The sequence below is a fragment of the Spirochaeta dissipatitropha genome (assembly GCF_054657935.1).
In genome coordinates this window covers 35,953-60,265 of the sequence record NZ_BAAHXT010000012.1, presented here as the reverse complement: position 1 = coordinate 60,265, position 24,313 = coordinate 35,953, and the positions used below count along the sequence as shown (strand labels likewise).

The window sequence follows — 24,313 nt, the reverse complement described above, 5'->3', positions numbered from 1 at the left end:
GAAGCTATAATCCGCAACTGAAATGCAGGTAGTAACCCCAGAAGGCCTTGGTTTCACCCAATTCATAGCTGTCAAACTCGTCATCCTCACCTACCTTGAAAACCAGTCGCTTGAACAATGCAGGATGCTGCGCTAATTCAGACGTGTCCTGTCCAAAAAATCTACCGCCTCCATCCAGAAAGTACAGGGCATCATTCATTTCAGTATTCACAAAGCGCTGCGGATAATACAAGGGGACAAGGCCAGGACTGCCATGATGCGCCGACATTCCAATTGAATCATCCAGAGTCAAATCTGTATTAAAACGAATAATCTTGGGCGCTTCAGAACTCGCATAATACATGGTCTGATTGTCCCATACCGGAGCAGTAACATAGACCTGTCCATCTAGATAATGAACATCGAAGAAGGTAATTTTTGCCGGAACATTTGCGTCATTCCTTGCAATAAAATCAATGGATACAACTGTCGAAAAATCGCTGATGTCTATTTTTTCCAGTCTGGTACCTTCGTGGTGAGTAACAACAAAAAGATATTGGCTAACTCCTTCATGAACAAAGGTCATACCGCCAGGAGGCGCCATCTTAATCAGATTATCGCCATAAAGATGATACTCACCTCCGCCTTCCCTCTGTGCAGCAACGGCCAGGCCCGTCCCTGTATTCAAGGACCACAACTGTCCATTGGCGCCCTCTCCTGTTGGTTCAGCAGCAAAAAAGTACAGTATATCGTTATCAGAATCAATTGTCAGACAAAGTATGTCTGGCAAGTCTTCCGGAGTGTAATTGGATCCGGACGGAAAGACTATCGAAGCTTCAGCTGGATTACCGTTTGGTATTTTCAGAATTAAGCTCTGTCCATAGTCTGCAAAACCTCTGTTATCAGTCGATGCTGGATCAAGTATTGTACTGACTGATACAAAGAAATTACCCAGAGAGTCCTGTACTATGTCCACCGGGAAGAAATCTGTTGCTTCATTACCAGGCATCCAGAAATCGCCAGAGATAGCAGGAACAAGAGTTGATAGATCGATATCTGCCTGTCCCTTATTGATAATCAGCTGATTTTTGCTATCCGGAATAAGGTAGTAATCAGGTATCCATTCCCATTTCGCGTGCAGTGTAACAAGACCAAAGACAGTAAAGTCGCCATACAGCGAACTTCCCCCAAAATTTTCACTGGCATACCAGCCAGCGAAATTATAGCCTTCTCTTTCCGGAGCCGGCAGAGAATCGACGCTGATTTGTTGTCCATTCAACACGTACCATGGATCAAGTTCAGTTCCACCGTAACTATTGAAATTCAGTGGGTACAAAAATATTTCCCGTTCAAGTGGATTTAATCCAGAAGCACTCACTTGAGCTCTCAATTCTATAGCTTCCGTCAAAGAACTGATTGTTACCGGTCCCGAATAAACTGTTCCTCCTGCCGGATCTCCTCCATCAATTGTGTAGCGGATAGTTGCATTTGGAGTGGCCGTTGCAATCGTAACCTGATATTCAGGACCATCGTTAATCATGAAATAAGGAGGGTATACACTGTTAAGGCCTGTAACCTGATATGCGTCGGAGTAAGGACCATGCGCAACTGTCATTACTCCATTACGATCGGAAGCCAGATACATATAATCGCTCGTTTCCAGCATTCGAACCTTTACAGTAGCATCCTGTCCTTCTTCAAGTAGTCCTGCATGTACGGCAGCCATTGGCAGGCTGGAATTTGAAGTGTAGATATGAGATCCCCATACAGTATCACCACTTACACTGCCTGTAACGGTCAGGAAGTGATCATATCCAGTTTGACCATTGTACGCTGTTAAATCACCGGTAATATGCGGAGCTTCCCACTGGGCATAGAGCCGAATAAATGAATCCTCTATAAACTTCGACATATTGGCTGCATAATCATCACCAGAACCATCGGGTAATGTATTCCACCCGGTAAAATTATACCCGGACCTCACTAGACTACCAGCAGCCAGAATCGTTGCTGATTCATAATATCCGTATAGATTGGGATCAATGGGAACGCTTCCATCAGTAGCTCTGTTTGGAAAATACCTGACCCTATAGTCCGAGGGAACTGCTGTTACAATCGGACTGCCAAGCCCTGTCAGCAAGTCCGGATCATCAAAATCCACACCGCCAATAGTAGTCACGACATCTGTCAGCCAGAATCGTGTTGGCTCTCCCCCGCTTTGAGGGGCAGATATAATGAGTGTGTCCGCATATCCGAAACCAAAATCATCAAATCTGTAATATAGCCCCATAGAATCTACCGCAAACGGAATTACACCGACATATTCTTCATACGCTACTTCCTCACCATTTCGGTAAGCCCAGAACTGTATACTTTCATTCGTCCAGTTTCCATTATCCATAAGCCTTACACTCGTAAAGCCAATTCCCTCATTCTCGGGAACATTCACAGAAACAACAAAATATGGCGCAATACCACCTCCAAGATAATAGCCAAGACTGGTGTGCGCATTCGCATCTGATCGACTCAAATTAAATTCAGCCGCTCCATTCAATTCACTGGTCTGTATGAATGTCAGGATCTGCATTTCCCATTGCGCATACAGAACCAGATTCCCGGCAGGCATAATGAGTTCCTGCTCCGCATCATAGATTTCTACAGGATTATCAGGTTCTGTTGCCCAGCCCAGAAAAATATAGCCTTGTCTAACCATTGTCTCTGGAGTGACATATACCGTATCCCCAGATTCATAATAGTTGCCATCAAAGGGTATATGTATTCCGTCATCTCCATTTAGATCATATGTGACAATGTAGGTAGGTTCAGTAGAACGAAAGGCACGGATAGGCCGGATGCTTTTATCAGCATCAGACTTGTTACCCCCTGCAGTAAAAATTCCAGTGCTGAAATTTAAATCTCCCACATGGTCTGCATTGTATTCGGTAGAACTGTAATACCAGTATCCTGGATACGTTAAAGAAAAGTCAAATGCAATGGTACCATTCAGTGCTGCATAAATCTCTTGTAATTCATTATTGGAAGGAAGAAACCAGTCATCATAAAGAATAGTATTGCTCAGAATAGCCAGGTCGTAACAGTCTGTTGCAGCCTGTGCCGTCCTTCCACCTTCGGCATTAACCCAGGCGACAATTCGAGATGTATTAAACTTTCCTGCTCCAAAGTTTCCTGAAGTTTCGCCAACTAACTCCATTGGCTGTTGCCAACGTCCCGCTGTTTCATGCTCGTAGGTAGCGACCTCCATATAGCGCCAACCATCGACGTCATTTCCCTTGTCGTAGAATATAGTTCCACCCGCAGGTCCCACCTTGACGATGGCATCTTCGTCTGTTGTCCAGACAGCTGTGCAGACAGTATCTTCAGTTATGCTGACATTAATTTCCTCTGCCAGAACAGGATCTCCCCCGTCAACGGACCAGCCAAGAAATCGCTGTGTAATTCCTGAACCATCATGCTCACCTGTAAGCAGAGGGCCCCTCATGCCGGCAGAAGACCCCGGAACTGTAAGCGTTTCGCCGCTGAACAACAATATAGATTCCGGCAGATCTCCCGCACCCTGTGTTGCACCATTGTCATTCCAGGAAAAAGAGTGCAGCGTTGTTTCCGGGCTGTCGGCCCCTGGTGCATCACCAAAACTGTTGAACGCGGTAATGCGGTAGACCAGCGTGTCTCCTGACTCCAGTGCACTCAGCTCGGTATCCGTCCAGCTGTCTGCAAAGCCAGGCAGTGAATCATCCATTAACACCATACCGCCGGTATTTATTTCCCGGTAAATTCTGTATCCGCTTTCTGTGTAGGATCCGCGAGTCCATGAGAGCTTAATTCCAGTCAGTTCCCGGGTTTCCGCATTCCTTACTGACTCAACGGGAAATAGCTCACCGGTTGTCGGCGGTTGTGAGATATGTTTTTCTTCAAGAATTATATTTTTAGTGGAAACCTGATCATCATAAATGACCACTATTTCACTGACAGACGCGACAAGTACATCTGCACTGTTTTTCAGTCCAATCCTCAAAAAATAGCTGCCGCTTTCCAGCTCCTCAGCTTCCAGATTCAACACAATAGAATTATCAATTTCGTTTGGTAGTGCCGTAAACGGCCAGCTAACTTCATCCAGCGGTTCACCACCCCGCTCCGTTCGCCATTCAATAGTATACTGATCTACCAGAGCCGCTGGCCAGCCAAGACTGAACTCAAAAGAACCAGTGCCATCCTGTGTTGGTTTCAGACTGAGGTGAATCGAATTGCTTCCTCCGGCCTGGATAAACACCCCAAGAGCACTGCCGGTAAACATGGTCTGACTGCCCCCGACCCTCCTGGCGCTTACATGGACGTCCCAGGTACCGACTGGAATTTCATCGATAAAAAACCCGTCTGTGCTGTACTCGAATGGACCAGCTTCAATGCCTGCATGACCATTATGCGAAACAAGGCTGACCATGTACTCAAGCTCATCCGGCAGAACAGGAGCAGGCAGGACTGTCCGGCCGTCCTGCCGGTTTATGCTCAGCGAGCCAAACTGCAGATCGGTAGCATCTGCAGGCAGACCCTTCGGCTGATCCTGTCCGCCTTTCAACGAGCTGTAATCTTCAGCTGGCTGGAAAAACGGATTGGAACAGGAAAAGCACAGGAGACTGAATACTACAAGCATGCAGAGCAGGGTCGTTTTATATCTACTTTTATACATTTTGATTCCTCCTGTAGCCACTACGACTACCTGCAGGAACATAGACCAGCCTACCTATATGTGGTGACTCATATGCTAGCACAGGCGCAGAAACTACCTCAAAGTACAAGATCGCAGAACGCCAGTCATCTTCCGCTATTTCGACTTCCAGTAGGAGTTCGTACACTCCCCCGACTTCGAGCATCAGAGAATCAACCGTGACTACATGCGGAGTTCCTGCATTAATCTCCAGTGCAGGATGAGAATCATTGCCATTCAGACTCCAGTAATAATTCAGGAAGCCAGCTGTTGCGTTTACCGTCAGGGTTTGTTCACCCTGTTCTCCTGATTGATCAAGAACTATATCCTCGCCATTGCCTATACTGATGTCATCCGGGTTGCTGAGGTCTATTGTGACCCCGATTATTTCAAGCTCTTGCCACAGTGCATAAAGGGTCATATCGTCATCAATCGTATGTGTATACGTATCTTCGTCGGCGTAAGCCACTTCACCACCAGATTCAACTGCCCACCCGATAAAACTATAACCTGTACGTGTAAAAATATTCGGCGGGAGACTCAAGGTTTGATTGTAGTTCACTTCTTGCGGCTCCATCGTACCCTCGCCCCCATCTGCATTAAAAATGATGTTGTAAGTATTCACCTGCCAGTCCGCTACAAGGCTCCAGTCAAACTCGATACTGCTTGCACCGGGGTTGTAGAAGCAGATAATAATCCGGTACGTACCCCCGGAAAGATCCCCGGAATCGACTGTTATGCCGTCGCTGAGACCCGGACGCTGTCCATCCAGGAATTTTGATTCAGGTACAAACAACACTCCATGAATCCCGGTACCTGCGTCCAGGGACAAAACCAGTTCATAGCTGCCGGCTGTATCAAAATCCAGAGGAATGAACCTGAATCCCTCTGCCGGAATATTCAGGCTGCGGCCGGCAAGTGTATCCTGCAGGGAAACAGCTGCATCGAGTGCTGTATGGTGAGGTTCAAGAAACAGGCTGATCTCCGCTGCTTTCTGTGCAGAAACATGCACTCCGGGAGCAGCGGCCGAATATATCGCTGTATTGCCGGCAGAAATTACTGCCTCCAGATTATATGCACGATCAGAAGGAATGTTATCGATCCTGATTCTTGTACTGGCAGCTCCATCGTCTATGACGAATTCTGTGCTGACTGTCCGTTCAAAATCATGGCCCTCCCCGCTCAGGCGAAGCTCAACGGTGCTGACCGACGGCACAAGAAATCGTGCTTTCTGCCCCTCCTCACCAGTCGAGCCTGCTGCAGTCAACGAAGGAAACAACGGCAGCTGCAGCTCGAGGACAAGTGTCTGATTACGTGCTGATTCAAAACGAAAGGGCTGTGAACAGGACCCTGCACCGAGAAATATCAACAGGCACAGAAAGCCTGCTGCTGAACGAAACCACCCATTCAGAAAACGAGAATTATTCATTGCTACCACCCCTGCACCGCGACCAATAATGATCAGTAGAGATCACTTACCTGCATTGATCAAACGTGCGATTTCTCCATACAAAAAGTGTAGCACCGAGATGAAAATAATTCCACCGAATGTGTTTATAATTATAGATATATTATGATTTCAGAGATTCCTCAAGCACTCTGAGAATTTCGGGCAGTACCTGTTTTTTTCTCGAGAGTATATTCGGGAGGTCAAACACTCCCTCATGGCGGGAGTACATAAGGCGGTCCTCGAGTTTTTCAGGACCGCAGCTTACCAGCAGACTGTTCTGTTTCATGACATCGGTAATCAGCAGCATGGTCCAGTCAAGTCGCTTCTCTTTCTGCACCTCACTGAGCGCGCTGCGAAAGCTGGAAACGAGTTCCTGGACACCTTCCATATTGATTACTTCCACCTGACCGATCCCGACTTTCCAGCCGTACTGGGCATAGGTCTTGAAGTCAGCCAGAACGACTTCACTGGGGTCGCGTTCCTGCAGGGCTTTGAGCTGACTGAACATTTCCTTGGCGTAATCATCCGGATGCAGGCCTGTAACCACACTGAGTTCACGCAGAGCGGCTGCATCCTCGGAAGTTGCCGTCGGAGATTTCATGTTTACGGTATCGGAGATAATGCCGGAAAAAAGCAGCAGGGCTATAGATGGAGGCAGATATATATCATGCAGCTTGAAATGCTGATACACAATTGTAGAACTTGAGCCCACGGGCTTGCTGGCAATATAGATTGGCGCGCTGGTCTTGGCGGCTGCGAAGCGGTGGTGATCAATTATCTCGACGATCTGGGCCTGATCTGCCCCGGTAATGCTCTGATCGGTTTCATTATGATCGACCATTATAAGTTTCTTGACCGGTTTTTCCAGGAAGGACCGGCGGGTTACAATGCCCACATATCGATCTTCGTCGAACACGGGCAGTCCACGGTACTCGCTGTCCATAAGCTGATGCTTTGCTTCCTCAAAATCCATGCGGGTCTGGATTACCGGTAGATTTTCGTTGGCAATTGCTGAAACCGGAACACTCATGCGCAGCAGTCTGACAGATTCAGCGCTGTCGGCATTCGAGAGAAATACGGTTCCCGGGTAACCTTCGAGATCAACCAGGAGTTCTTCGGGATCATCCAGTCCGGTAATTACAATTGCCGGCAGTTCGCTGGCGATTGCATGCTCGAGAATCCGCTTGCGGTTACCTACTACCAGAACGGGTTTCTGCTGCATGTCGTTCATGCGCTGCAGGTAGATTTCACTGGGCATGGCTCCGGTCATAATAGGTGCCCGGAAGCTGTGCTCGGCGCCGCGGCATAGATAAATACCGGGAATGACTCTGGCCAGATTATCCACCAGAAATTCATAGACCGGACGTCCGGAACCTGACTGACTCACCAGATAACTCGAGACCTCGTTAACAGAGACCGAGCCCTGGTAGATTTCATCCCTGAGAATTGGCAGCAGACTTATATTTTCCTGATAAAAAATCCGGGCTGCCTCGAGAATCGGGGTTTCCGGACTGAGTGCCATTTTCGGCTTTTTGACGACATCGCCCACCGATGCATAGAGATTTTTCATGAGCCGGGGTGCTTCTACCCCGGCCTGTCGGAAAGCATTTTTTGTCTGGTCATTCAAGGCCCCGCAGCGAATAGCATAATACTCGGTTTCGGGGTCGATTTTGTTCTTGAGATACGCGTAGCAGTAGGAAGCTACGGTACAGTCCATATCCGGGTTACTGTGACCGCTTACGTATATTCTGTTCTTCATGTCCTGGGCTTGTATTTTACCTGCTCTATAATGTCTTGAACTTCGGCCAGATGCCGCTCAGGGTCCCAACTGCTTTTACGGCGCATTACCGCAAGGTTCTGCACAATATTGGTGAATTCATAATACTCCTTGAGCTGATCAACCCGGCGAAGGCGATGTGGCCCATAAAGCATAACCTGGGTGCCGTTACCAATGTGTTTAAGAGCTTCCATGGATGCAGCCAGGGTATAAAAGCCGTTGATGTACAGAACGTCCGGTACTACATCCCCAAGATGTCCCCAGACATCCGTGAAATATGCCGGCCAGGCATCCTGATTCTTGCGGTCCACGGGTTTTCCCTTGCGGTTGCAGCGGCCAATCTCGGGCTGAAAGAACTCAAGACGCCCTTCACGCTCTGCTTCAACAATCTGTCCGATTTTCCGCAATTCAGCTATCTGCTCGGGAGATGATTTCACACTATATATCTTTTTTACCCTGTGTCGTACGGCAAGCAGCGTGCTGCCCGCGTCGCCAAACTCCAGCAAGGTTCGGGTTTTTGCGAGAATTACACTGTACATGTCAATTTCTGCGTTATTCAATGCCGGCTTCATGCGTACAGCGGCTTCGGTGGTCGGTAGGCTCATGCGCCTACTATATCACTCGATTCATGGATTGGGAAAGGGGGACAGCAACAACTGTATTCTTGCTACGCTTGGCTTCATAAAGGGCTCTGTCCACTGATTCAAAGAAGCGATCGGTGCTGCTGTAACGATCGCTGTATTCACCTACTCCAAGGCTTGCAGTGCAGATTCCTTTCTCAAGACTGCTGCGGATCCGCTCGGCAATCTCCATGGCATCGTCCAGTGCGGTTTCGGGAAGAAATATAACAAACTCATCTCCCCCGAAGCGAAGCAGGCGGTCATTCTCACGAATACTCTGCTGTATGGTTTCGGCTGTTTTCCGTATAGCTGTATCGCCATACTGGTGACCGTAGTTATCATTTATTCTCTTGAAGTTGTCTCCATCCAGCACGATCATGGAAAACAGACTGCTGTTGCGCCTGTAGGCAGCAGTGAGTTCACGCATAAATGGCTCAAGCAGACTCTTGTTGTATACTCCGGTCAGATCATCAAGCTGGGATTTTTCAGCCAGCTGCTGAATATAGGCCAGATTCTGAAGTTTCAGGCTGAAGAGATCCATGAGATTGGACAGTATATTCATATCTTCACTGCTGTATCGCCAATGACTGTGTTCGGCATTGGCAGCAATGACCATTCCGCTGCGCCTGTTCAGTGAGGGCAGTCGGTTTATAAGTATAGAACGATGTTTCATTCCATCGGGAATTTCTTCCTGACGGTTGTGGTCTATTGTGTCCACCACGATAGTTGATTCAATTGAATCCGCGGCGGCCATCTCTGCCCAGGTGAATACGGGATCATCAACTGTATCTATGCAGCCTTCGCTTGCCCGCTTTTCATCACCCAGCCTTCTTATTCTACGGCAGCCTTCTTCCTCCGGTAAATATAAGTACAGCACATCTGCCTCAAGCTGACTGATGATGATTGGAATCAGATACTCGATTATCTGATCCAGTCCGGTAGCATTAATTATGCGCTGACTGAACTCATGAACTACGTTATAGCGGTTCAGGGTTTCACTGCTGCTTCGAAGCTGTTTCTCGGCCGATACATAGCTCTGCAGAAGTCTGGATGGAGTGCGTCGTTCTATTACACCCCAGTCGATTGCCGCCGGCATATTGTAGTTCTGGAAAATATGATTCAGCTGATACAGGTTGGCATAGTCACCTGCGGTTGTCTTCCACCGCTCTTCACCGGTTTTCCGGTAGAGATCCAGATAAAACTGCAGCAGAAGAATCCGGGCGTATACGGTATCGTTTGTATATGGCTCAAGCATTTTAACTGCTCTGGCTACCTGCTGATCTTTTACCCTGGATTCCTGCAGAAGGATAGAAAGACGTTCTACCTCAAATGCATTGATAAAATGATCATGATTTCTGATTCCATGCGTAAATCTCGACAGATATTTCCTGGCAAGACTGATATTATCCAGTCTCCAGTAGACATAGGTAAGATAACGCGTATTCTGCACAATACTGATATGACGCTCAGCCCGCTTTGCAAAGAAAAAATCAGCAAACTCGGAATTGATCCGCAGCAGTTTAAGCGCCCACAAGAGGTTACCGCTGAAAAATGCCAGTTCGACCATGGTATCGTAGGTATTGGTAATTTCCTCTATGTACTCACGCTCGAAGTCAGAAATGAGAACCTCTGCTGCCCTCAGCAGATGATGCAGACAACTGGCGTACTGTCCCTGACTCAATTTGATATGGGCTATTGTATTGTGGATTATTGCTACATCCAGGGGACGGGCATATTCAACCGAATGATACAGGGCCTGCTGCAGGTTAGCCAGAGCAGCCGGATAATTTCCCTGCATCTGATAAATTGCCCCGATGATTCTCCGGGCTTCGAAGATTTCTTCCTCGTATCCCCGCTGTTTGGCCATGGCAATTACCTTGCTGACCTCCGAATGCGCCTTTTCAAACATTGATTCGACCGCCAGATAATAGGCCAGTCCCAGGCGCAGATGTATTTCAAGAAGCTCGGAACCGCTGGTATTCAGTGAGAGTCCGCACTGGAAAAACATGATGGACGGCTCATGATGAAACTCACGGTCCTTCAGCGCCACATTTCCTTTGGAAAGATAAAAAAACTGAAGAATCTGCGGGTGGATTTCAGGAAAGCCATGTTCCTGTTCAATTACATAGCGATAAGCCTGATTCAGATACTGCGCCGCCTCGGCCGTGAATCTTCCGGCATAATAATACACCGCCACCGCCAGATTGAAGACGAAAGCCAGCTCTGGGTCCAGTGATTCAGGCTGCAGCAGGATTGCACTGATCTTCGGCAGGAAGCGCTCAGCCTCGCTTGAACGCATGAGTATCAAACAAGCCCAGATCCGTTCCTCATTGGGAACATTCTTCGCCAGAACGGTCTGCGCAAAACGATGATAATAGGCATCGATGGTATTACTGGCATAGACCCTGAGCATCTCTTCCATAGAAATGTATACCGGACAGCGGTTTACAAGCATCTTCTGTTCCAGACAACAACCGCCGTATACATCGTGTACTATAATATCATCATGTAGCGGATCTCCCATCCAGCAATCCAGCTCGATCGAGACTGCAATATTCTCGGCCTGACAGGCAGCAATAACCTGCTCGGAAAACCTGGAGAAGGCTGGAGGAAGAAAACAGGCATTTTTAATGGAAATATGCAGGCTGGTGTGCTGGGGACCTTTCTCATCCGCTTTGGTAATAATCCGGATACAGTCATGAATCACCGGGCGCAGAAATCTGCTTGCCGGCTCGAGAAGAATAAGCTGCCTGAGATGGTCACTGAAATCTGTACGTAAAAAGACGTGCAGTAATTCCCGCCGGGCTTGAGATAATTTTGGTACTTGTCTGAGTGCGCGGGAAATGCCGCCAACCTCCGAAAGCCTCTCTTTCACAAACCCATCAAAAGGAAAGAAAGGATTCCCGGCATCATGCTCCGCTGCGGAAACATAAAACTCCACGGAGAAATTGTAAACCGGAAGTATCAATTGCACAATCCCGCTTCAGCTATTCCCTACGATTTTGTACCCAGGGAATAGCGATTTCCGGAAAAACGCGTTATTAACGCCGTTATTTTCGTGCTGCGGCGGCTTTCAGTTCGTTCAGGCGGCTAAGATTCTCCCAGCTGAAGCCATCACGGCCAAAATGACCATAGGCTGCGGTTTTCAGGTACACCGGTTTGAGCAGGTCAAGATCCCGGACAATACCGGACGGAGACAGATCAAAGACCTCCTGTACCGCTGCTTCAATATGCTCTTCGGGAACACTGGAGGTTCCGAAGGTCTGCACATTAACACTCACCGGATCAGGAACGCCGATTGCATAGGCAAGCTGCACCTCACAGCGGCTGGATAGACCTGCGCCTACGACGTGTTTGGCAACCCAGCGAGCCATATATGCTGCTGATCGGTCAACCTTACTCGGATCCTTACCGGAGAATGCGCCGCCTCCATGACGTCCCATGCCACCGTAGGTATCTACTATGATCTTGCGGCCGGTCAATCCTGCATCGCCATGAGGTCCGCCAATAACAAATCTGCCGGTAGGATTCACATGAAAAATGGTATTTTTGTCCAGCAGTCCGGTAGGCTCGAGTACGGGGCAGATAATCTGCTCGATAATACTGTTTTTCAGATCTTCATAAGCAATGCCGTCATCATGCTGATGGCTTACAACCACGGTGTGAATTCTCCGGGGCTTTCCATCCTTGTATTCCAGAGTAATCTGACTCTTGCTGTCGGGTCGAAGAAAGGGAATGCTCCCGTTTTTCCGAAGTCCGGCTGCTTTCTGCAGGATTCGATGAGAAAACATAATCGGCGCCGGCATTAGTTCATCGGTTTCATCACAGGCATAGCCGAACATCATTCCCTGGTCTCCTGCGCCTTGCCGTCCTTCAAAAAGTTCGTTGGCACTTACACCCTGGGCAATATCGGGGCTCTGATTGTGAATGGTATTCAGAACTGCCATTGACTGATAATCAAGCCCATAATCAGGATTAGTGTAACCAATGTTCTTGACTACTTCCCTGGCAACTTCCTGAATATCCACATAAGTGTTGGTAGTAATTTCTCCGCCGACCAACACCATTCCGGTGGTTGTATATGTTTCACACGCAACATGACTGGAAGGATCATCGGTGAGACAGGCGTCAAGCACTGCATCGCTTATCTGATCCGCAATTTTATCTGGATGTCCTTCGCTCACCGATTCAGAGGTGAACAGAAAAGATCGTGAGTTCATAATTTTTCCTTTCCTAATCTGATTTCCGCCTTTCCTAGTAGCGGTACATTTCATCCTTATATGGTCCATCTACAGATACACCAATGTAATCAGCCTGTTCGGGACTGAGACGTGTCAGGCGAACACCAAGTTTTTCAAGATGCAGCCGTGCAACTTCTTCATCCAGGCGTTTACTCAGGACATACACCTGTTTGTCATAGCTTCCCCGGTTTTTCCAGAGATCGATCTGGGCGAGGGCCTGGTTGGTAAAACTGGCACTCATGACAAAACTAGGATGCCCGGTTGCACAGCCAAGATTCACCAGGCGGCCGTTAGCCAGCAGTATAATGCTGTGGCCGTCAGGGAAAATATACTTGTCTACCTGCGGTTTGATCTCCAGATGCCTGATTCCGGGCTCTGTCTGCAAGGCACTGACCTGAATTTCATTGTCAAAATGTCCGATGTTGCAGACGATTGCCTCATCCTTCATTTTTCGCAGATGGTCAATCCGGATAATATCCTTGTTGCCGGTGGTAGTAACAAATATATCGCCCTGCTCCACTACATCTTCAAGGGTTTTCACTTCGTAGCCTTCCATGGCTGCCTGCAGAGCACAAATAGGATCGATTTCGGTTACGATTACCCGTGCCCCCATACCGCGGAGACTCTGAGCGCTTCCCTTACCAACATCGCCAAATCCACAGACCACCGCTACCTTACCGGCAGTCATGACATCGGTTGCCCGCTTTATACCGTCAACCAGGCTTTCCCGGCAGCCATAAAGATTGTCGAATTTACTTTTTGTCACGCTGTCGTTAACATTGATCGCCGGAAACAGCAGACTGCCTTCTGCAGCCATTCTCTTGAGCCGGTGAACACCGGTGGTTGTCTCTTCACTGACACCCTGAAGTTCGGCAGCAACCCGCTGCCACCTGTCCGGATCTGCAGCATGTATCGTTTTCAGAAGATTCTTGATTATTGATTCTTCCGTACTTTCACCGGCACTCTGTACCCAGTTGGATCCTTTCTCGAGTTCGTAACCCTTATGGATAAGCAGGGTTGCATCACCGCCGTCATCGACAATGAGCTCAGGACCCTTATTTCCGGGGAAGGTCAGGGCTTTCAATGTGCAGTCCCAGTATTCCTCCAGGGTTTCGCCTTTCCATGCAAAAACCGGAACTCCCTGCGGAGATTCCTGGCTGCCACCGCTTGTCGGGGGTCCGACAACAACTGCAGCCGCGGCATGATCCTGTGTGGAATAAATATTACAGCTGGCCCAGCGCACATCGGCACCAAGCTCAACCAGAGTTTCAATGAGCACCGCTGTCTGAATTGTCATGTGCAGGCTTCCGGAAACACGGACGCCTGCCAGAGGCTTTTCAGGTCCGTATTTCTCGCGTACAGCCATAAGACCCGGCATTTCTTTTTCAGCCATGTCGAGTTCCTTGCGGCCCCAGTCTGCGAGTGTAATATCCCGGATTTCAAAATCAGTAATCGGTGCTTTTGTCATGTATTATCCCTCTTGTACCATTTTCTTGTATGTATTCGCATCCATGAGCTGATCGAGCTCGGAAGCATCACTAATCTTTATGCGTACGATCCATCCCTTATCAAAAGGGCTCTCGTTAATCAGCTCAGGAGTATCCTTGAGCTCGTCATTTACCGCAGTAATTGTACCACCGACTGGCATATAAATGTCACTGGCAGTTTTCACGCTCTCTACAACGCCGAAAACCTTTCCGGCTTCAATGCTGTCGCCGACTGCCGGCATTTCGACAAATACTATGTCTCCAAGCTCATCCTGGGCAAAGTCAGATATACCAATAATATACTCATCACCCGATGCTTTAATCCACTCATGATTCTTCGCATATTTCACATCTTCTGCAAAAGTCATATGCACCTCCTGTGTTTTATCTCTAATACTGAAGTATTTTCCACAACTTGTCCACAATGCTGCTGTTTTCCAGTGGAATTCAAATTGCGGTCCGGGGTCCCGGAATGCCCGGAATAGGCGACTTATCCACAGTTTATACAGGTTATTTACTGTTTTTAAGATATAATTAAAAGAAATGCGCCATGCTCTTTAAAACACAGCGCATTTATTCACATGTTATTCACATAATTCGAAACCATTAAAATGATTTATGATTCATAAGCCTTGTGAAAGATTCTGACCTGTTTATACAAGCCTTCTCCCTCACTCTTTGTACCAATGTCATGTATATTATTTAAGGCAGTATGTATAATTCTGCGTTCAAAAGGATTCATCGGTTCAAGCAGCCGTGATTTTTTAGTATTCTTGACCTGATCAGCGGTTCTTTCAGCTAACTGAATAAGCTGCTCTTCACGCCTTCCACGATAGTTTTCGGTATCAAGAACGACCTTGTAATCATTACCCGCAAGTTTGTTGGCGACTACATTTACCAGTACCTGCAATGCATCGAGGTTCTTGCCTTTTCTTCCTATAATTATTCCTGCATGATCGCCGTCAAGCCGAAGGGCCAGTTTAGATCCTTCACGATATAGAATTACGGGCTCCATCGGGCTGCCCATCTTTGCAGTCAAGGTACGCATAAAATCACAGATTGCGTGCTCGAAATCATCGGCCGGCTGAGAATCATCTCCGCTGGCATAGACTGGCTGTGCTGCTGCTGCAGCAACAGGTTTTCTCACGGGTGCTTCGCTTGGAGCAACACCTTCATGGAGATGAATCCTGATACGTACCTTTTTCCCCATATTAAGGAAACCGCCGCGCTGATTTTCGACTATCTCGACATCAAATGCCTCACGGCCAAGTCCTAAATCCTGTACTGCTATATCGATTGCTTCTTTTTCTGTCTTTCCTTCAAATTCAAACGTGTTTTGCTGACTCATTTCTTGCCTTTCTCCTGTTTCTTCTTGGCATGCTCATGCATGGGATGCCCTTCCCGGTATTTGTTGGTACCAAGCTGCTGCACTACAGAAAGTATATTGGTAATAATCCAGTATACCAGCAAGCCGGAAGGCATATTATACAGAATGAAAAAGAACATTATCGGCATAAAGGTAGTAAGCATTTTGGCCTGTGAGTTTCCTCCGCCACCGGCTGGCTGAGTGTACTTCGAGGTAAGAATCTGACTTGAAACAAATAATATCGGAAGCAGTCGGATATCTGTCCACCCGAGTATCGGTAATGAGAAATATTCGCCGAAGTAGAAAATCGATTCCGGAGCTGCCAGGTCATTGATCCAGCCGGAAATAAATACGGCACCACGAAGATCAAAGTGATTATTGAACAGACCGAACATTGCCAGCAGAAGCGGCATCTGCAGAACCAGAGGCAGACAACCGCCAATCGGGTTAACGCCTTCTTTCTTGTAGAGAGCCATAAGCTCCTGATTCATCTTTTCAGGTTTATCCTTGTATTTCTCACGTAGTTCGGTAATTTTCGGCTGCAGGGCCTGACTTTTTGCATTCGATTCAAAACTTTTCTTGGTCAACGGCCAGAGCAGCAGTTTAACCAGCACAGTCAGAATTACGATTGAAACCCCGTAGTTCGGTACAAAACGGTAAATAGTTTCAAGCATGACCTTGAGAATATTCTCGAACCAGCCAAGAAAGCGGGTATCCAGAATTTCATCAAACTCCATTCCACTTATACCCAGGGCATTATCAGAGGCATTATCGTAGCGGTTCAGGGCAGCTGGAATCTTGGGTCCTGCATAAAACATGAGGGTATCAACATTTCGTGAACTGGAAAGTGGAGCACGAATAAAAGACATTGTATGACCCTGTGGAAGTGGCGAATCCAGTCTGGTATCCATTCTGATTATGTAGTTTGCAACCCCGGGAACACCGATTGTAGCAAAATACTTTCCGTTAACTGCTGCCCATTTAGGTTTTACTGTAAGATCCTTGTAATTTCCCTGCTGCAGATTCTCGTCACGAGAACGGCTTCCGTCATGGTAGGTAAAACGGCGGTAATCGGTTCTGTTATCCAGGGTTTCAAAGTTAGGTCCGATCTGCGGACCGTAGTGCAGGGTGTAGGCTGCATTGTTAATGTTCAAGGGAAGCAGCTGATTAACAGAATTCACGAGCTCGGTTTCAACCCGGAATACATATTCTCCTGGAAAAAATCGATATCGGCGTACCAGGGTAAAGGGCTCACCATTATCCGGCTGGAAATCACGGTAGAACTCGATTACATCAGGATCACCAGTTGACCTGCGGTACAGGGCGTCCCGGATAATCGGCTGATCTGGTCCGCCGAATGACAGGTCAAAGGCAGCTCGTCCGTCCGGATCTGCAATTACCATATCTACCAGGTCATCTCCATCGGAATATTCCCGTAGTTTGAGAGAAAGTATACGGCCTCCGCGGGGATCAAAAACTACCTGATAAAGTTCATTGCCGTAGCTGAATGGTTCTACTGCTGGTTCTGATCCATAAGAGACCAGGGCAGTAAAACTGCTGGCGGCTACAGCACTGGATGGCTGCAGGCTTGTTGTTTCACCGTTGGTTCCACGTTCCTGTTTCTGCTGTTCAGCATCCGCTGCGAATTCAAATTGTTGTTGTGTTTGTTGTGCTGCAAACTGCTCATCCTGGGGAAATAAAATTCCCTGCAGAATAAAGCTGGCTGTAATAATTACAACCGATAGAATGACCGCGATTACGGTATTCTTTTCCATATGTCTGACTCCTTATACCCCTGATTCAGCAAGGGCATTGACTGATGCAAGAGCAGAAAGAAATTCCCGTTCCCGATCAGCATAGCGGTAATTTCCGGCATACAGGATAATTGCAATATCTCGACCAGGTAGTATCAGATGTTTATGGAGTCGAAAAATCTCACGCAAATACCGCTTGGCCGTATTTCGTGCCACAGCGGTACCGTATTTCCGAACGGGAGATATAAAGATTCTTGTGTACTCGAGTTGATTCGATGTTATTACCAGTTTTAATCCATTGCACTGTATGCGATTCCCACGGCGGAATAGTAATCCTATATCACGCCGTGATCGAATAATTTCAGCCTTAGTAAGGCTTTTTCTCATCTGCAACGCTCAGTTTAACTCGGCCCTTTGCCCGGCGCCGTTTCAAAACCAGCCTACCGCCTTTTGTCTTCATACGGGCACGGAATCCGAACTTGCGGTTTCTCTTGACCCGGCTTGGTTGATACGTTCTTTTCATTGGAATACTCCTTAAAGGTGTTTCAGTTTAATAATTCACAGAGAAGCTGCGCGGGCAGCGCATGCTTTCAATGCGGTGGCACAGTATAGAAATATGTACTGTGGTTGTCAACTCTCTTTTCCGGTTCTACCGGTTGAATCTGACTGCTCTATTGTACGTTTTAATTTATTCATGGAATCAAGGAAATCCTGTTTTCCTTCCTGCGGAACATAATCTTTTTCTTCTGGCTGCGAAGCAGCCTCCTCGATTTTTTTCTCTTCCGGCGCTGTTTTTTTTGCTTTCAGAGCAATAAACTGCGGTTTTCCGACTTTCAGAAGCATGCGTTCAAGCTTGAGTGAAGGATAATCACGCTGAAGGCGCTGCAGAAAATATTGTTCCCGCTGCTGTATGAGCTGCAGCCAGGCCGGATGATCAACAATTACGATTACACAGCCGTTCCGGATATCCTCAATTGCGGAATGACTTGCCAGATCAGCTCCGACAACCAGCTGCCAGCTCTGAAATATTCTGGCGATTTCCGAATTACCGCCTATTCCGGCAATATCGAGCAGGCCGCCCAGGAGATCTCCTGCTTTACTGTAATCCGAACTGGCCATTTTCTACCCTGTAAACCATTGTATCACCCTGAATGTACTGCGAAAAGTGCTCATCAGGTAAAAAGGTGTAGAATGCCTGCCTATATTCAGGCATGAACTCCATAAATTTTTTCCTGCGTTGTGGATCCAGTTCCAGCAGGACATCATCCAGAAGCAATACCGGCTTTCGTCCAACCAGATCGGCCAGATATCGCGCCTGGGCAACACGCAGGATCAATCCAAGCAGCCGAAGCTGTCCTGTACTCGCAATATCTGTAAAATCCATTCCGTTTGCAGAAAAAATAAATTTATCCCGATGCGGACCGCTGGTAGTTGTTCCCAGGCGGAAATCCATTTCGCGCCTGCGTTCAAGTTCGAAAACTGCACCATCGACCCCTGCATCGGAATTCCAGTTGGTTTTATAATCAATACTCAAATCATAGGGAAGCTCTGAAATTTCCCGGAACAGGGAAAAAAAACTGCTGTTGAACTGGCGTATGATATCCTTTCTTTTCTTGATTATTGCCATTCCGGCATCAGCCAGCTGTCCATCGTAGATGTTGAGTAAATCTTTTCTTCCATCCTTGAGGGTCTGATTTCTGGATTTCAGAATCCTGCTGTAATTACGCAGATAATCGATAAAAAGGGGTTCACCCATGCTCATGGTCTGATTAAAGAACCAGCGTCTGCGGTCAGGTGCCCCATTCACAAATTCAAGATCATCATGACTGAACACAATGCAGGGAATGTTCTGGATAAGATCCTTGCGATCCTGTACCGGCGAATTATCAACCTGAATCAGTTTTTTTCCATTCTGGATACGGACATCGAGTAGAAGATCATCATCGCGGGTCTGAACTGAAGCAGAAACTGCCATTTCCTGACAACCATGCTGAATGAGAAGGCTGTCCTGCCGAGTACGAAAACTGGATCCGTAGCACAGCAGGTAGACTGCCTCAAGTACATTTGTTTTTCCCTGACCGTTACGACCGACAAAACAGACGTTCGGGCTATCAATGCCAAGTTCGGCATCAATCAGATTTCTGAACTGATACCAGCGTATCCGGGAAAATGACATTCACTAATCAAGCTGCATCGGCATAATAATATGCTTGTAGCGGTCATGAGGAATACTGTACAAGGTCAGTGCCTTGTTTGATTCACTGAACTGTATCTCCATTCTTTCACAATCCATGACCCGAAGCGGATCAACAAGGTATCGGTAGTTCAATGCAATACTTGTATCCGGTCCTTCATATTCGCAGGGAATTGTTTCTTTTGCTACTCCGAACTCGCTTTCTTCGGATCTCATGGTCAATACATCGCCTTCAATATCGATGTAGATGCGATGTGTTTTCTCAACCAACAGGCTGACTCGCTTGAGGGCTTCCTCAAAATCTTTTTTGAGAACCAGGAGGGTGTAATCCTGAGATTCAGGAATAACGCGACGGTAGTTGGGAAACTGTCCGTCGATAAGATTCGAGGTGAGATGAAGATTTTCAAACTTAAGGAAAATATTCTTTTCATGAACAGCCATCAGGAACTGTCCCTCACCACTGGCCAGCTTTCGAATCATATTCAGTATTTTGGGAGGAATAATAACACCAGGGAAATCCGGCAGATCAATTTCGGGGGGAATTGCGATGTATGACAGTCGCCGCCCATCTGTAGCTACCATAATCAGATTTTCTTCTCCCTGTTCCATAAACACACCATTCATGAAATAACGCGTTTCATCATCAGAGACTGCGAAGACTGTCTGGGAAATCATATCGATAAAATCACGCTGAGGCAGTGAGAAATACTGATCATCTGCAACAGTCTTGATTTCAGGAAATTTAGAAGACTCGATGCTCTTGAGTTTGAAGTCAATGCTGCCGTCGCGGTTCTTTATGAAAAAGGTGCCCTTTCCCTGATCCTCAAAATTTGCAGGACCACCAGGAAGTGATCTGAGGATGCCGAGAAACTTGTCGCAGAAAACAGTTGTTGAACCCGTTTCAGATACGTCGACAGGCAATTTTGTTTCAAAACTTACTTTCAGATCTGTAGCACGAATGGTAAGTGTGCTGTCATCAACCTGCAGGAGTACGTTTGAAAGAATTGATAAGGCATTCCGTGAAGAAATGACCTCCTGAGCGGTTGTAATCTCCTTGATGAGTATGTCCCTGTCGCATGTAAACTTCATTTTCTGCTCCTTCTTCTATTTCCCTTATAATATATAAATAATAGTAGTAGTAATAGTAGGCACTTCTAATATGTGTGTAAGTCCATTATATACTTGAAACAGCACAATTTAGCCAGCTTTTTTTCTGGGGATAAACCGACCGGCTTACCAAATTCTATTAACACTATCCACAGCGGCTGATCGTTCTCCCGAACTTTCCCGCATTCATCCACAGTTTACTAGCGCTTATCCCTTGGCGCTGCTTTCACGAATATCACGAATCAGTCGTTTTATCATGGGCTCGATTGTTGAGTCACTTTTCATCTTGTTTTCGATTTTCTGACAGGCATACATTACAGTTGTGTGATCACGGCCCCCGAATTCAAGCCCTACTTCGGTGGTAGAGAGTTCGGTTATATTCCTGGCAATGTACATTGCTATCTGTCTTGGGAATGCGATTGCATTTGTACGCTTTTTTGATTTCAGTTCGTTCGTACTCAGGTTGAAATATTCAGCAACAGTCCGTTGTATAAAATCAATATTGATGCTGGCCTGATGATGTGTAACAAATACATCCTTCAGCTGCTGACGGGCAACCTCTTCGGTTATATCCTTGCCGACAAGTTCCCCATAGGCAAGTATTTTGGTCAAGGCCTTTTCAAGATCGCGGACATTGGTGGTGACATTATTACAGATAAGATCAAGTACCTTATGAGGAATAGTCTGGCCGCTCTGCTGCAGTTTTTTCTGGAGTATGGCCAGCCGGGTTTCGAATGACGGGGGTTTGAGATCGACATTTAATCCGCGTTCAAATCGATTTCTCAATCTATCTTTCAGATTCTTCAGTTCTGAAACCGGCCGGTCACAGGTAAAAACCATCTGCTTGTTGGCTTCGTAAAGCGCATTGAAGGTATGAAAAAGTTCTTCCTGTGTTTCTTCCTTGCCCTGCAGAAAATGAATATCATCAATCAGCAGCACGTCAGCGTAGCGGTATTTATTCTTGAATTGAGGTGTCTGTTTTTCGCGCAATGCATTGAGAAAATCGTTGGTAAATTCTTCAGCGGAAACAAAAATGATTTTCGCATTATCTATATCTGCGTATACAGTGTTACCGATTGATTGAATCAGATGAGTTTTTCCAAGACCTACACCTCCATATACCAGACAAGGGTTATAGGCAGTTCCGGGATTTCTACTGATTGCGAGGGCTGCATTGGCAGCAAAGTTGTTGTTTTCTCCGATTACAAAATTATCGAATGTATACCGCTGGTTGAGGCTCGGGTGTGGGCGTTTCCTGATCGACTGCACTTGAATTCTCTGTCCGGAGATTTTTTCATTGCCGTTCTTACTGCTGTCTACAGAATTTGCTGTTTCAGTATCTGGTTTTTGTGAAGAATGATTTCTGGGTTGAGGAGCCGCAGGTCTCTGAATATGAAACTGCAGCTTGAGCGGGCTGCCGGATATTTCAAGCAGCCGTTCCTCCAGTGCGGGAACATATCTTTGCTTTATCTGATCCTGTACGAAGGGCGATGGAACGGCAATAACAATGCAGTTCTCGTTGGATGTGTGGTACTGCATACGCTCGAACCACATGTGAAACTCCTGTGGGGAGTATTCGATACCGAACTGGTTCATGACTTCATCCCAGAAAGGTTTGTAATCCCATTTTTCTTCACTCATAGCACTACAGCATATCAAGCTTTACCTTGGTTTGGAAAGAGCGTATAATCGGTTCTTATGCAGAACAATTATTCCGCCCAAAGCATTCAGATTCTGAAAGGTCTGGAGGCAGTGCGCAAGCGACCCGGGATGTATATCGGTTCAACCGGTATAGATGGACTTCATCATTTGGTATATGAAGTGGTGGACAACAGTATCGACGAGGCTCTGGCCGGGTACTGTTCAGAAATTACCGTTCTTATCGAACCTGGAAATATAATCAGGGTTACTGATAATGGACGGGGTATTCCCGTGGATATCCATGAGGCCGAGGGAATCAGTGCTCTTGAAGTTGTACTTACCAAGCTGCATGCCGGCGGTAAGTTCGACAAGGGATCATATAAGGTTTCCGGTGGTCTACACGGAGTTGGTGTTTCGGTAGTGAATGCCCTTTCGAACTGGACTGAGGTTCAGGTTCATCAGGAAGGAAAAATTCATTTCCAGAGATATCAGCGTGGTGTACCTGACAAGCCGGTTGAAATAATCGGGGAGACAGATTTAACAGGTACCGTTGTACGCTTTCATCCAGATGAGGATATTTTCGAGGCTACTGACTTCAGTTTTGATGTTTTATCCACCAGATTACGTGAGCTGGCGTTCCTGAACAAGGGAATCCGGATCAATATAGAGGATTCTCGTTTACCTACTGTCAAAAAGCATAACTTCCTGTTTGAAGGTGGTGTTGCCGAATTTGTTCAGTATCTGAACCGCAGCAAGACTGCTATTCATGATCCTCCTATCTACTTCGAAGCGACTCGCGACGATGTAATGATGGAGATTGCCCTCGAGTATAACGATGGATTTAATGAGAATATGTTCAGCTTCGTTAACAATATCAATACACGCGAGGGTGGAACCCATCTGGTCGGATTTAAATCTGCACTTACCAGAACCCTGAATGATTTTGCCAAGAAAACCAAATTCGCCAAGAAAATGGATGAAAACTTTACCGGTGATGATGTTCGTGAGGGTCTGACTGCTGTTGTTTCGGTCAAGGTACCGGATCCGCAGTTCGAGGGACAGACCAAGGGTAAACTCGGAAACTCCGAGGTCAGAGGTATTGTTGAAAGTCAGGTAAATGAAAGTCTCGGGGCTTTCTTTGAACAGAATCCGAAGGTAGTTGAGGCTATAGTAGAAAAATCTGTTATGGCATCCAAGGCCAGAATGGCAGCACGGCGCGCCCGTGAGCTTACCCGAAGGAAAAGTTTTCTTGAGGGTGCCGGGCTTCCCGGAAAGCTTGCTGACTGCAGTGAGCGGGATCCATCCAAGGCTGAAATTTTTATTGTCGAGGGTGATTCTGCGGGCGGCAGTGCCAAGCAGGGAAGGAACCGCGAATTCCAGGCCATACTTGCACTCTGGGGTAAAATGCTGAATGTTGAAAAGGCACGGCTGGACAAGGTTCTCGGAAACGATAAGCTGCAACCGATTATTTCATCTCTCGGGGCTTCAGCCGGAACAGAATTCAATGTTGAAAAACTCCGCTACCATAAAATCATTATTATGGCGGATGCTGATGTCGACGGCTCGCACATCCGGACGCTGCTGTTGACCTTCATGTATCGCTATATGACTGAGGCTCTTGAAAAGGGATTTGTCTATATTGCCATGCCACCTCTTTATAAAATGTGGGCAGGCAAGGACATACGCTATGCATTTACCGATGACGAGCGGGATATTGCCCTGAAGGATATGCGGAAGACCCATCAGAATATAAATATCCAGCGTTATAAGGGTCTGGGTGAAATGAATCCTGATCAGCTGTGGGAGACAACAATGAATCCTGCCACGCGAAGTATTATGAGAATTACCATGGATGATGCAGTTGAGGCCGAAGAGATCTTCAGTTGTCTGATGGGCGAGCATGTAGCACCACGGCGTGAGTTTATCGAGCAGAATGCACTTATGGTGCAGAACCTTGATGTGTAATCAGAAATC

At 46.9% G+C, this 24,313-nt stretch carries 17 protein-coding genes; 1 reads left to right on the top strand and 16 read right to left on the bottom strand.

What is annotated here, in order from left to right; genetic code table 11:
* Positions 1–4: 4 nt before the first annotated feature.
* The 16 genes from ACYQ2L_RS13620 to dnaA form a co-directional block, all read right to left on the bottom strand.
* Entirely contained in the window at positions 5–4,684 is a 4,680-nt protein-coding gene (locus ACYQ2L_RS13620; protein ID WP_460056749.1) for an InlB B-repeat-containing protein, read from the bottom strand.
* A complete protein-coding gene (locus ACYQ2L_RS13615) occupies positions 4,677–6,131 on the bottom strand; it encodes an InlB B-repeat-containing protein (RefSeq protein WP_460056747.1) in 1,455 nt (484 codons plus the stop codon). Before ACYQ2L_RS13615 ends, ACYQ2L_RS13620 begins: the two co-directional genes overlap by 8 nt.
* 142 nt (positions 6,132–6,273) lie before the next feature.
* Positions 6,274–7,911 carry a putative manganese-dependent inorganic diphosphatase gene (locus tag ACYQ2L_RS13610; RefSeq protein WP_460056745.1) on the bottom strand — a complete coding sequence of 546 codons (1,638 nt, stop codon included), beginning with the start codon at positions 7,909–7,911 and terminating at the stop codon, positions 6,274–6,276.
* Positions 7,908–8,534 (bottom strand): hypothetical protein, encoded by a 627-nt coding sequence (locus ACYQ2L_RS13605; RefSeq protein WP_460056743.1) that lies wholly within the window; start codon positions 8,532–8,534, stop codon positions 7,908–7,910. Before ACYQ2L_RS13605 ends, ACYQ2L_RS13610 begins: the two co-directional genes overlap by 4 nt.
* A 7-nt stretch (positions 8,535–8,541) precedes the next feature.
* A complete protein-coding gene (locus tag ACYQ2L_RS13600; RefSeq protein WP_460056741.1) occupies positions 8,542–11,490 on the bottom strand; it encodes a diguanylate cyclase in 2,949 nt (982 codons plus the stop codon).
* Between the two features lie 109 nt (positions 11,491–11,599).
* Positions 11,600–12,769: a methionine adenosyltransferase gene (gene metK, locus ACYQ2L_RS13595; protein WP_460056738.1), complete on the bottom strand. Its 1,170-nt coding sequence runs from the start codon at positions 12,767–12,769 to the stop codon at positions 11,600–11,602.
* Positions 12,770–12,803: 34 nt separating this feature from the next.
* Entirely contained in the window at positions 12,804–14,258 is a 1,455-nt protein-coding gene (gene ahcY / locus ACYQ2L_RS13590) for an adenosylhomocysteinase (RefSeq protein WP_460056736.1), read from the bottom strand.
* A 3-nt stretch (positions 14,259–14,261) separates the two neighbouring features.
* Complete coding sequence (gcvH, locus tag ACYQ2L_RS13585) at positions 14,262–14,645, bottom strand: glycine cleavage system protein GcvH (protein WP_460056734.1); 384 nt, start codon at positions 14,643–14,645, stop codon at positions 14,262–14,264.
* 248 nt (positions 14,646–14,893) lie between these two features.
* Entirely contained in the window at positions 14,894–15,625 is a 732-nt protein-coding gene (gene jag, locus ACYQ2L_RS13580) for an RNA-binding cell elongation regulator Jag/EloR (RefSeq protein ID WP_460056731.1), read from the bottom strand.
* Positions 15,622–17,418 carry a membrane protein insertase YidC gene (yidC, locus tag ACYQ2L_RS13575; RefSeq protein WP_460056729.1) on the bottom strand — a complete coding sequence of 599 codons (1,797 nt, stop codon included), beginning with the start codon at positions 17,416–17,418 and terminating at the stop codon, positions 15,622–15,624. The genes jag and yidC overlap by 4 nt, the downstream gene beginning before the upstream one ends.
* Before the next feature lie 12 nt (positions 17,419–17,430).
* Positions 17,431–17,784, bottom strand: a complete 354-nt coding sequence (gene rnpA, locus ACYQ2L_RS13570) for a ribonuclease P protein component (RefSeq protein ID WP_460056727.1) — start codon at positions 17,782–17,784, stop codon at positions 17,431–17,433.
* Positions 17,765–17,920: a 50S ribosomal protein L34 gene (rpmH, locus tag ACYQ2L_RS13565; protein WP_460056725.1), complete on the bottom strand. Its 156-nt coding sequence runs from the start codon at positions 17,918–17,920 to the stop codon at positions 17,765–17,767. Before rpmH ends, rnpA begins: the two co-directional genes overlap by 20 nt.
* Before the next feature lie 107 nt (positions 17,921–18,027).
* A complete protein-coding gene (locus ACYQ2L_RS13560; RefSeq protein WP_460056723.1) occupies positions 18,028–18,516 on the bottom strand; it encodes a DciA family protein in 489 nt (162 codons plus the stop codon).
* On the bottom strand, positions 18,494–19,573 hold the full coding sequence (gene recF / locus ACYQ2L_RS13555; protein ID WP_460056721.1) for a DNA replication/repair protein RecF: 1,080 nt from the start codon (positions 19,571–19,573) through the stop codon (positions 18,494–18,496). The genes ACYQ2L_RS13560 and recF overlap by 23 nt, the downstream gene beginning before the upstream one ends.
* Before the next feature lie 3 nt (positions 19,574–19,576).
* Positions 19,577–20,680 carry a DNA polymerase III subunit beta gene (gene dnaN, locus ACYQ2L_RS13550; protein ID WP_460056718.1) on the bottom strand — a complete coding sequence of 368 codons (1,104 nt, stop codon included), beginning with the start codon at positions 20,678–20,680 and terminating at the stop codon, positions 19,577–19,579.
* Positions 20,681–20,905: 225 nt separating this feature from the next.
* Positions 20,906–22,339: a chromosomal replication initiator protein DnaA gene (dnaA, locus tag ACYQ2L_RS13545; protein WP_460056716.1), complete on the bottom strand. Its 1,434-nt coding sequence runs from the start codon at positions 22,337–22,339 to the stop codon at positions 20,906–20,908.
* Between the two features lie 57 nt (positions 22,340–22,396).
* Between dnaA and gyrB the strand changes: the two genes are divergently transcribed.
* The gene (gyrB, locus tag ACYQ2L_RS13540) at positions 22,397–24,304 is read left to right on the top strand and encodes a DNA topoisomerase (ATP-hydrolyzing) subunit B (RefSeq protein ID WP_460056713.1); all 1,908 of its coding nucleotides are present in this window, start codon (positions 22,397–22,399) and stop codon (positions 24,302–24,304) included.
* The last annotated feature ends 9 nt before the right edge of the window (positions 24,305–24,313 follow it).

What these genes read in the sequence shown, in the direction of transcription:
- ACYQ2L_RS13620 (WP_460056749.1), bottom strand. Translation starts at nt 4,684, where the DNA reads ATGTATAAAAGTAGATATAAAACGACCCTGCTCTGCATGCTTGTAGTA.
- dnaA (WP_460056716.1), bottom strand. Translation starts at nt 22,339, where the DNA reads ATGAGTGAAGAAAAATGGGATTACAAACCTTTCTGGGATGAAGTCATG.
- rpmH (WP_460056725.1), bottom strand. Translation starts at nt 17,920, where the DNA reads ATGAAAAGAACGTATCAACCAAGCCGGGTCAAGAGAAACCGCAAGTTC.
- metK (WP_460056738.1), bottom strand. Translation starts at nt 12,769, where the DNA reads ATGAACTCACGATCTTTTCTGTTCACCTCTGAATCGGTGAGCGAAGGA.
- jag (WP_460056731.1), bottom strand. Translation starts at nt 15,625, where the DNA reads ATGAGTCAGCAAAACACGTTTGAATTTGAAGGAAAGACAGAAAAAGAA.
- ACYQ2L_RS13560 (WP_460056723.1), bottom strand. Translation starts at nt 18,516, where the DNA reads ATGGCCAGTTCGGATTACAGTAAAGCAGGAGATCTCCTGGGCGGCCTG.
- yidC (WP_460056729.1), bottom strand. Translation starts at nt 17,418, where the DNA reads ATGGAAAAGAATACCGTAATCGCGGTCATTCTATCGGTTGTAATTATT.
- ACYQ2L_RS13605 (WP_460056743.1), bottom strand. Translation starts at nt 8,534, where the DNA reads ATGAGCCTACCGACCACCGAAGCCGCTGTACGCATGAAGCCGGCATTG.
- gcvH (WP_460056734.1), bottom strand. Translation starts at nt 14,645, where the DNA reads ATGACTTTTGCAGAAGATGTGAAATATGCGAAGAATCATGAGTGGATT.
- dnaN (WP_460056718.1), bottom strand. Translation starts at nt 20,680, where the DNA reads ATGAAGTTTACATGCGACAGGGACATACTCATCAAGGAGATTACAACC.
- ACYQ2L_RS13615 (WP_460056747.1), bottom strand. Translation starts at nt 6,131, where the DNA reads ATGAATAATTCTCGTTTTCTGAATGGGTGGTTTCGTTCAGCAGCAGGC.
- rnpA (WP_460056727.1), bottom strand. Translation starts at nt 17,784, where the DNA reads ATGAGAAAAAGCCTTACTAAGGCTGAAATTATTCGATCACGGCGTGAT.
- gyrB (WP_460056713.1), top strand. Translation starts at nt 22,397, where the DNA reads ATGCAGAACAATTATTCCGCCCAAAGCATTCAGATTCTGAAAGGTCTG.
- ahcY (WP_460056736.1), bottom strand. Translation starts at nt 14,258, where the DNA reads ATGACAAAAGCACCGATTACTGATTTTGAAATCCGGGATATTACACTC.
- ACYQ2L_RS13610 (WP_460056745.1), bottom strand. Translation starts at nt 7,911, where the DNA reads ATGAAGAACAGAATATACGTAAGCGGTCACAGTAACCCGGATATGGAC.
- recF (WP_460056721.1), bottom strand. Translation starts at nt 19,573, where the DNA reads ATGTCATTTTCCCGGATACGCTGGTATCAGTTCAGAAATCTGATTGAT.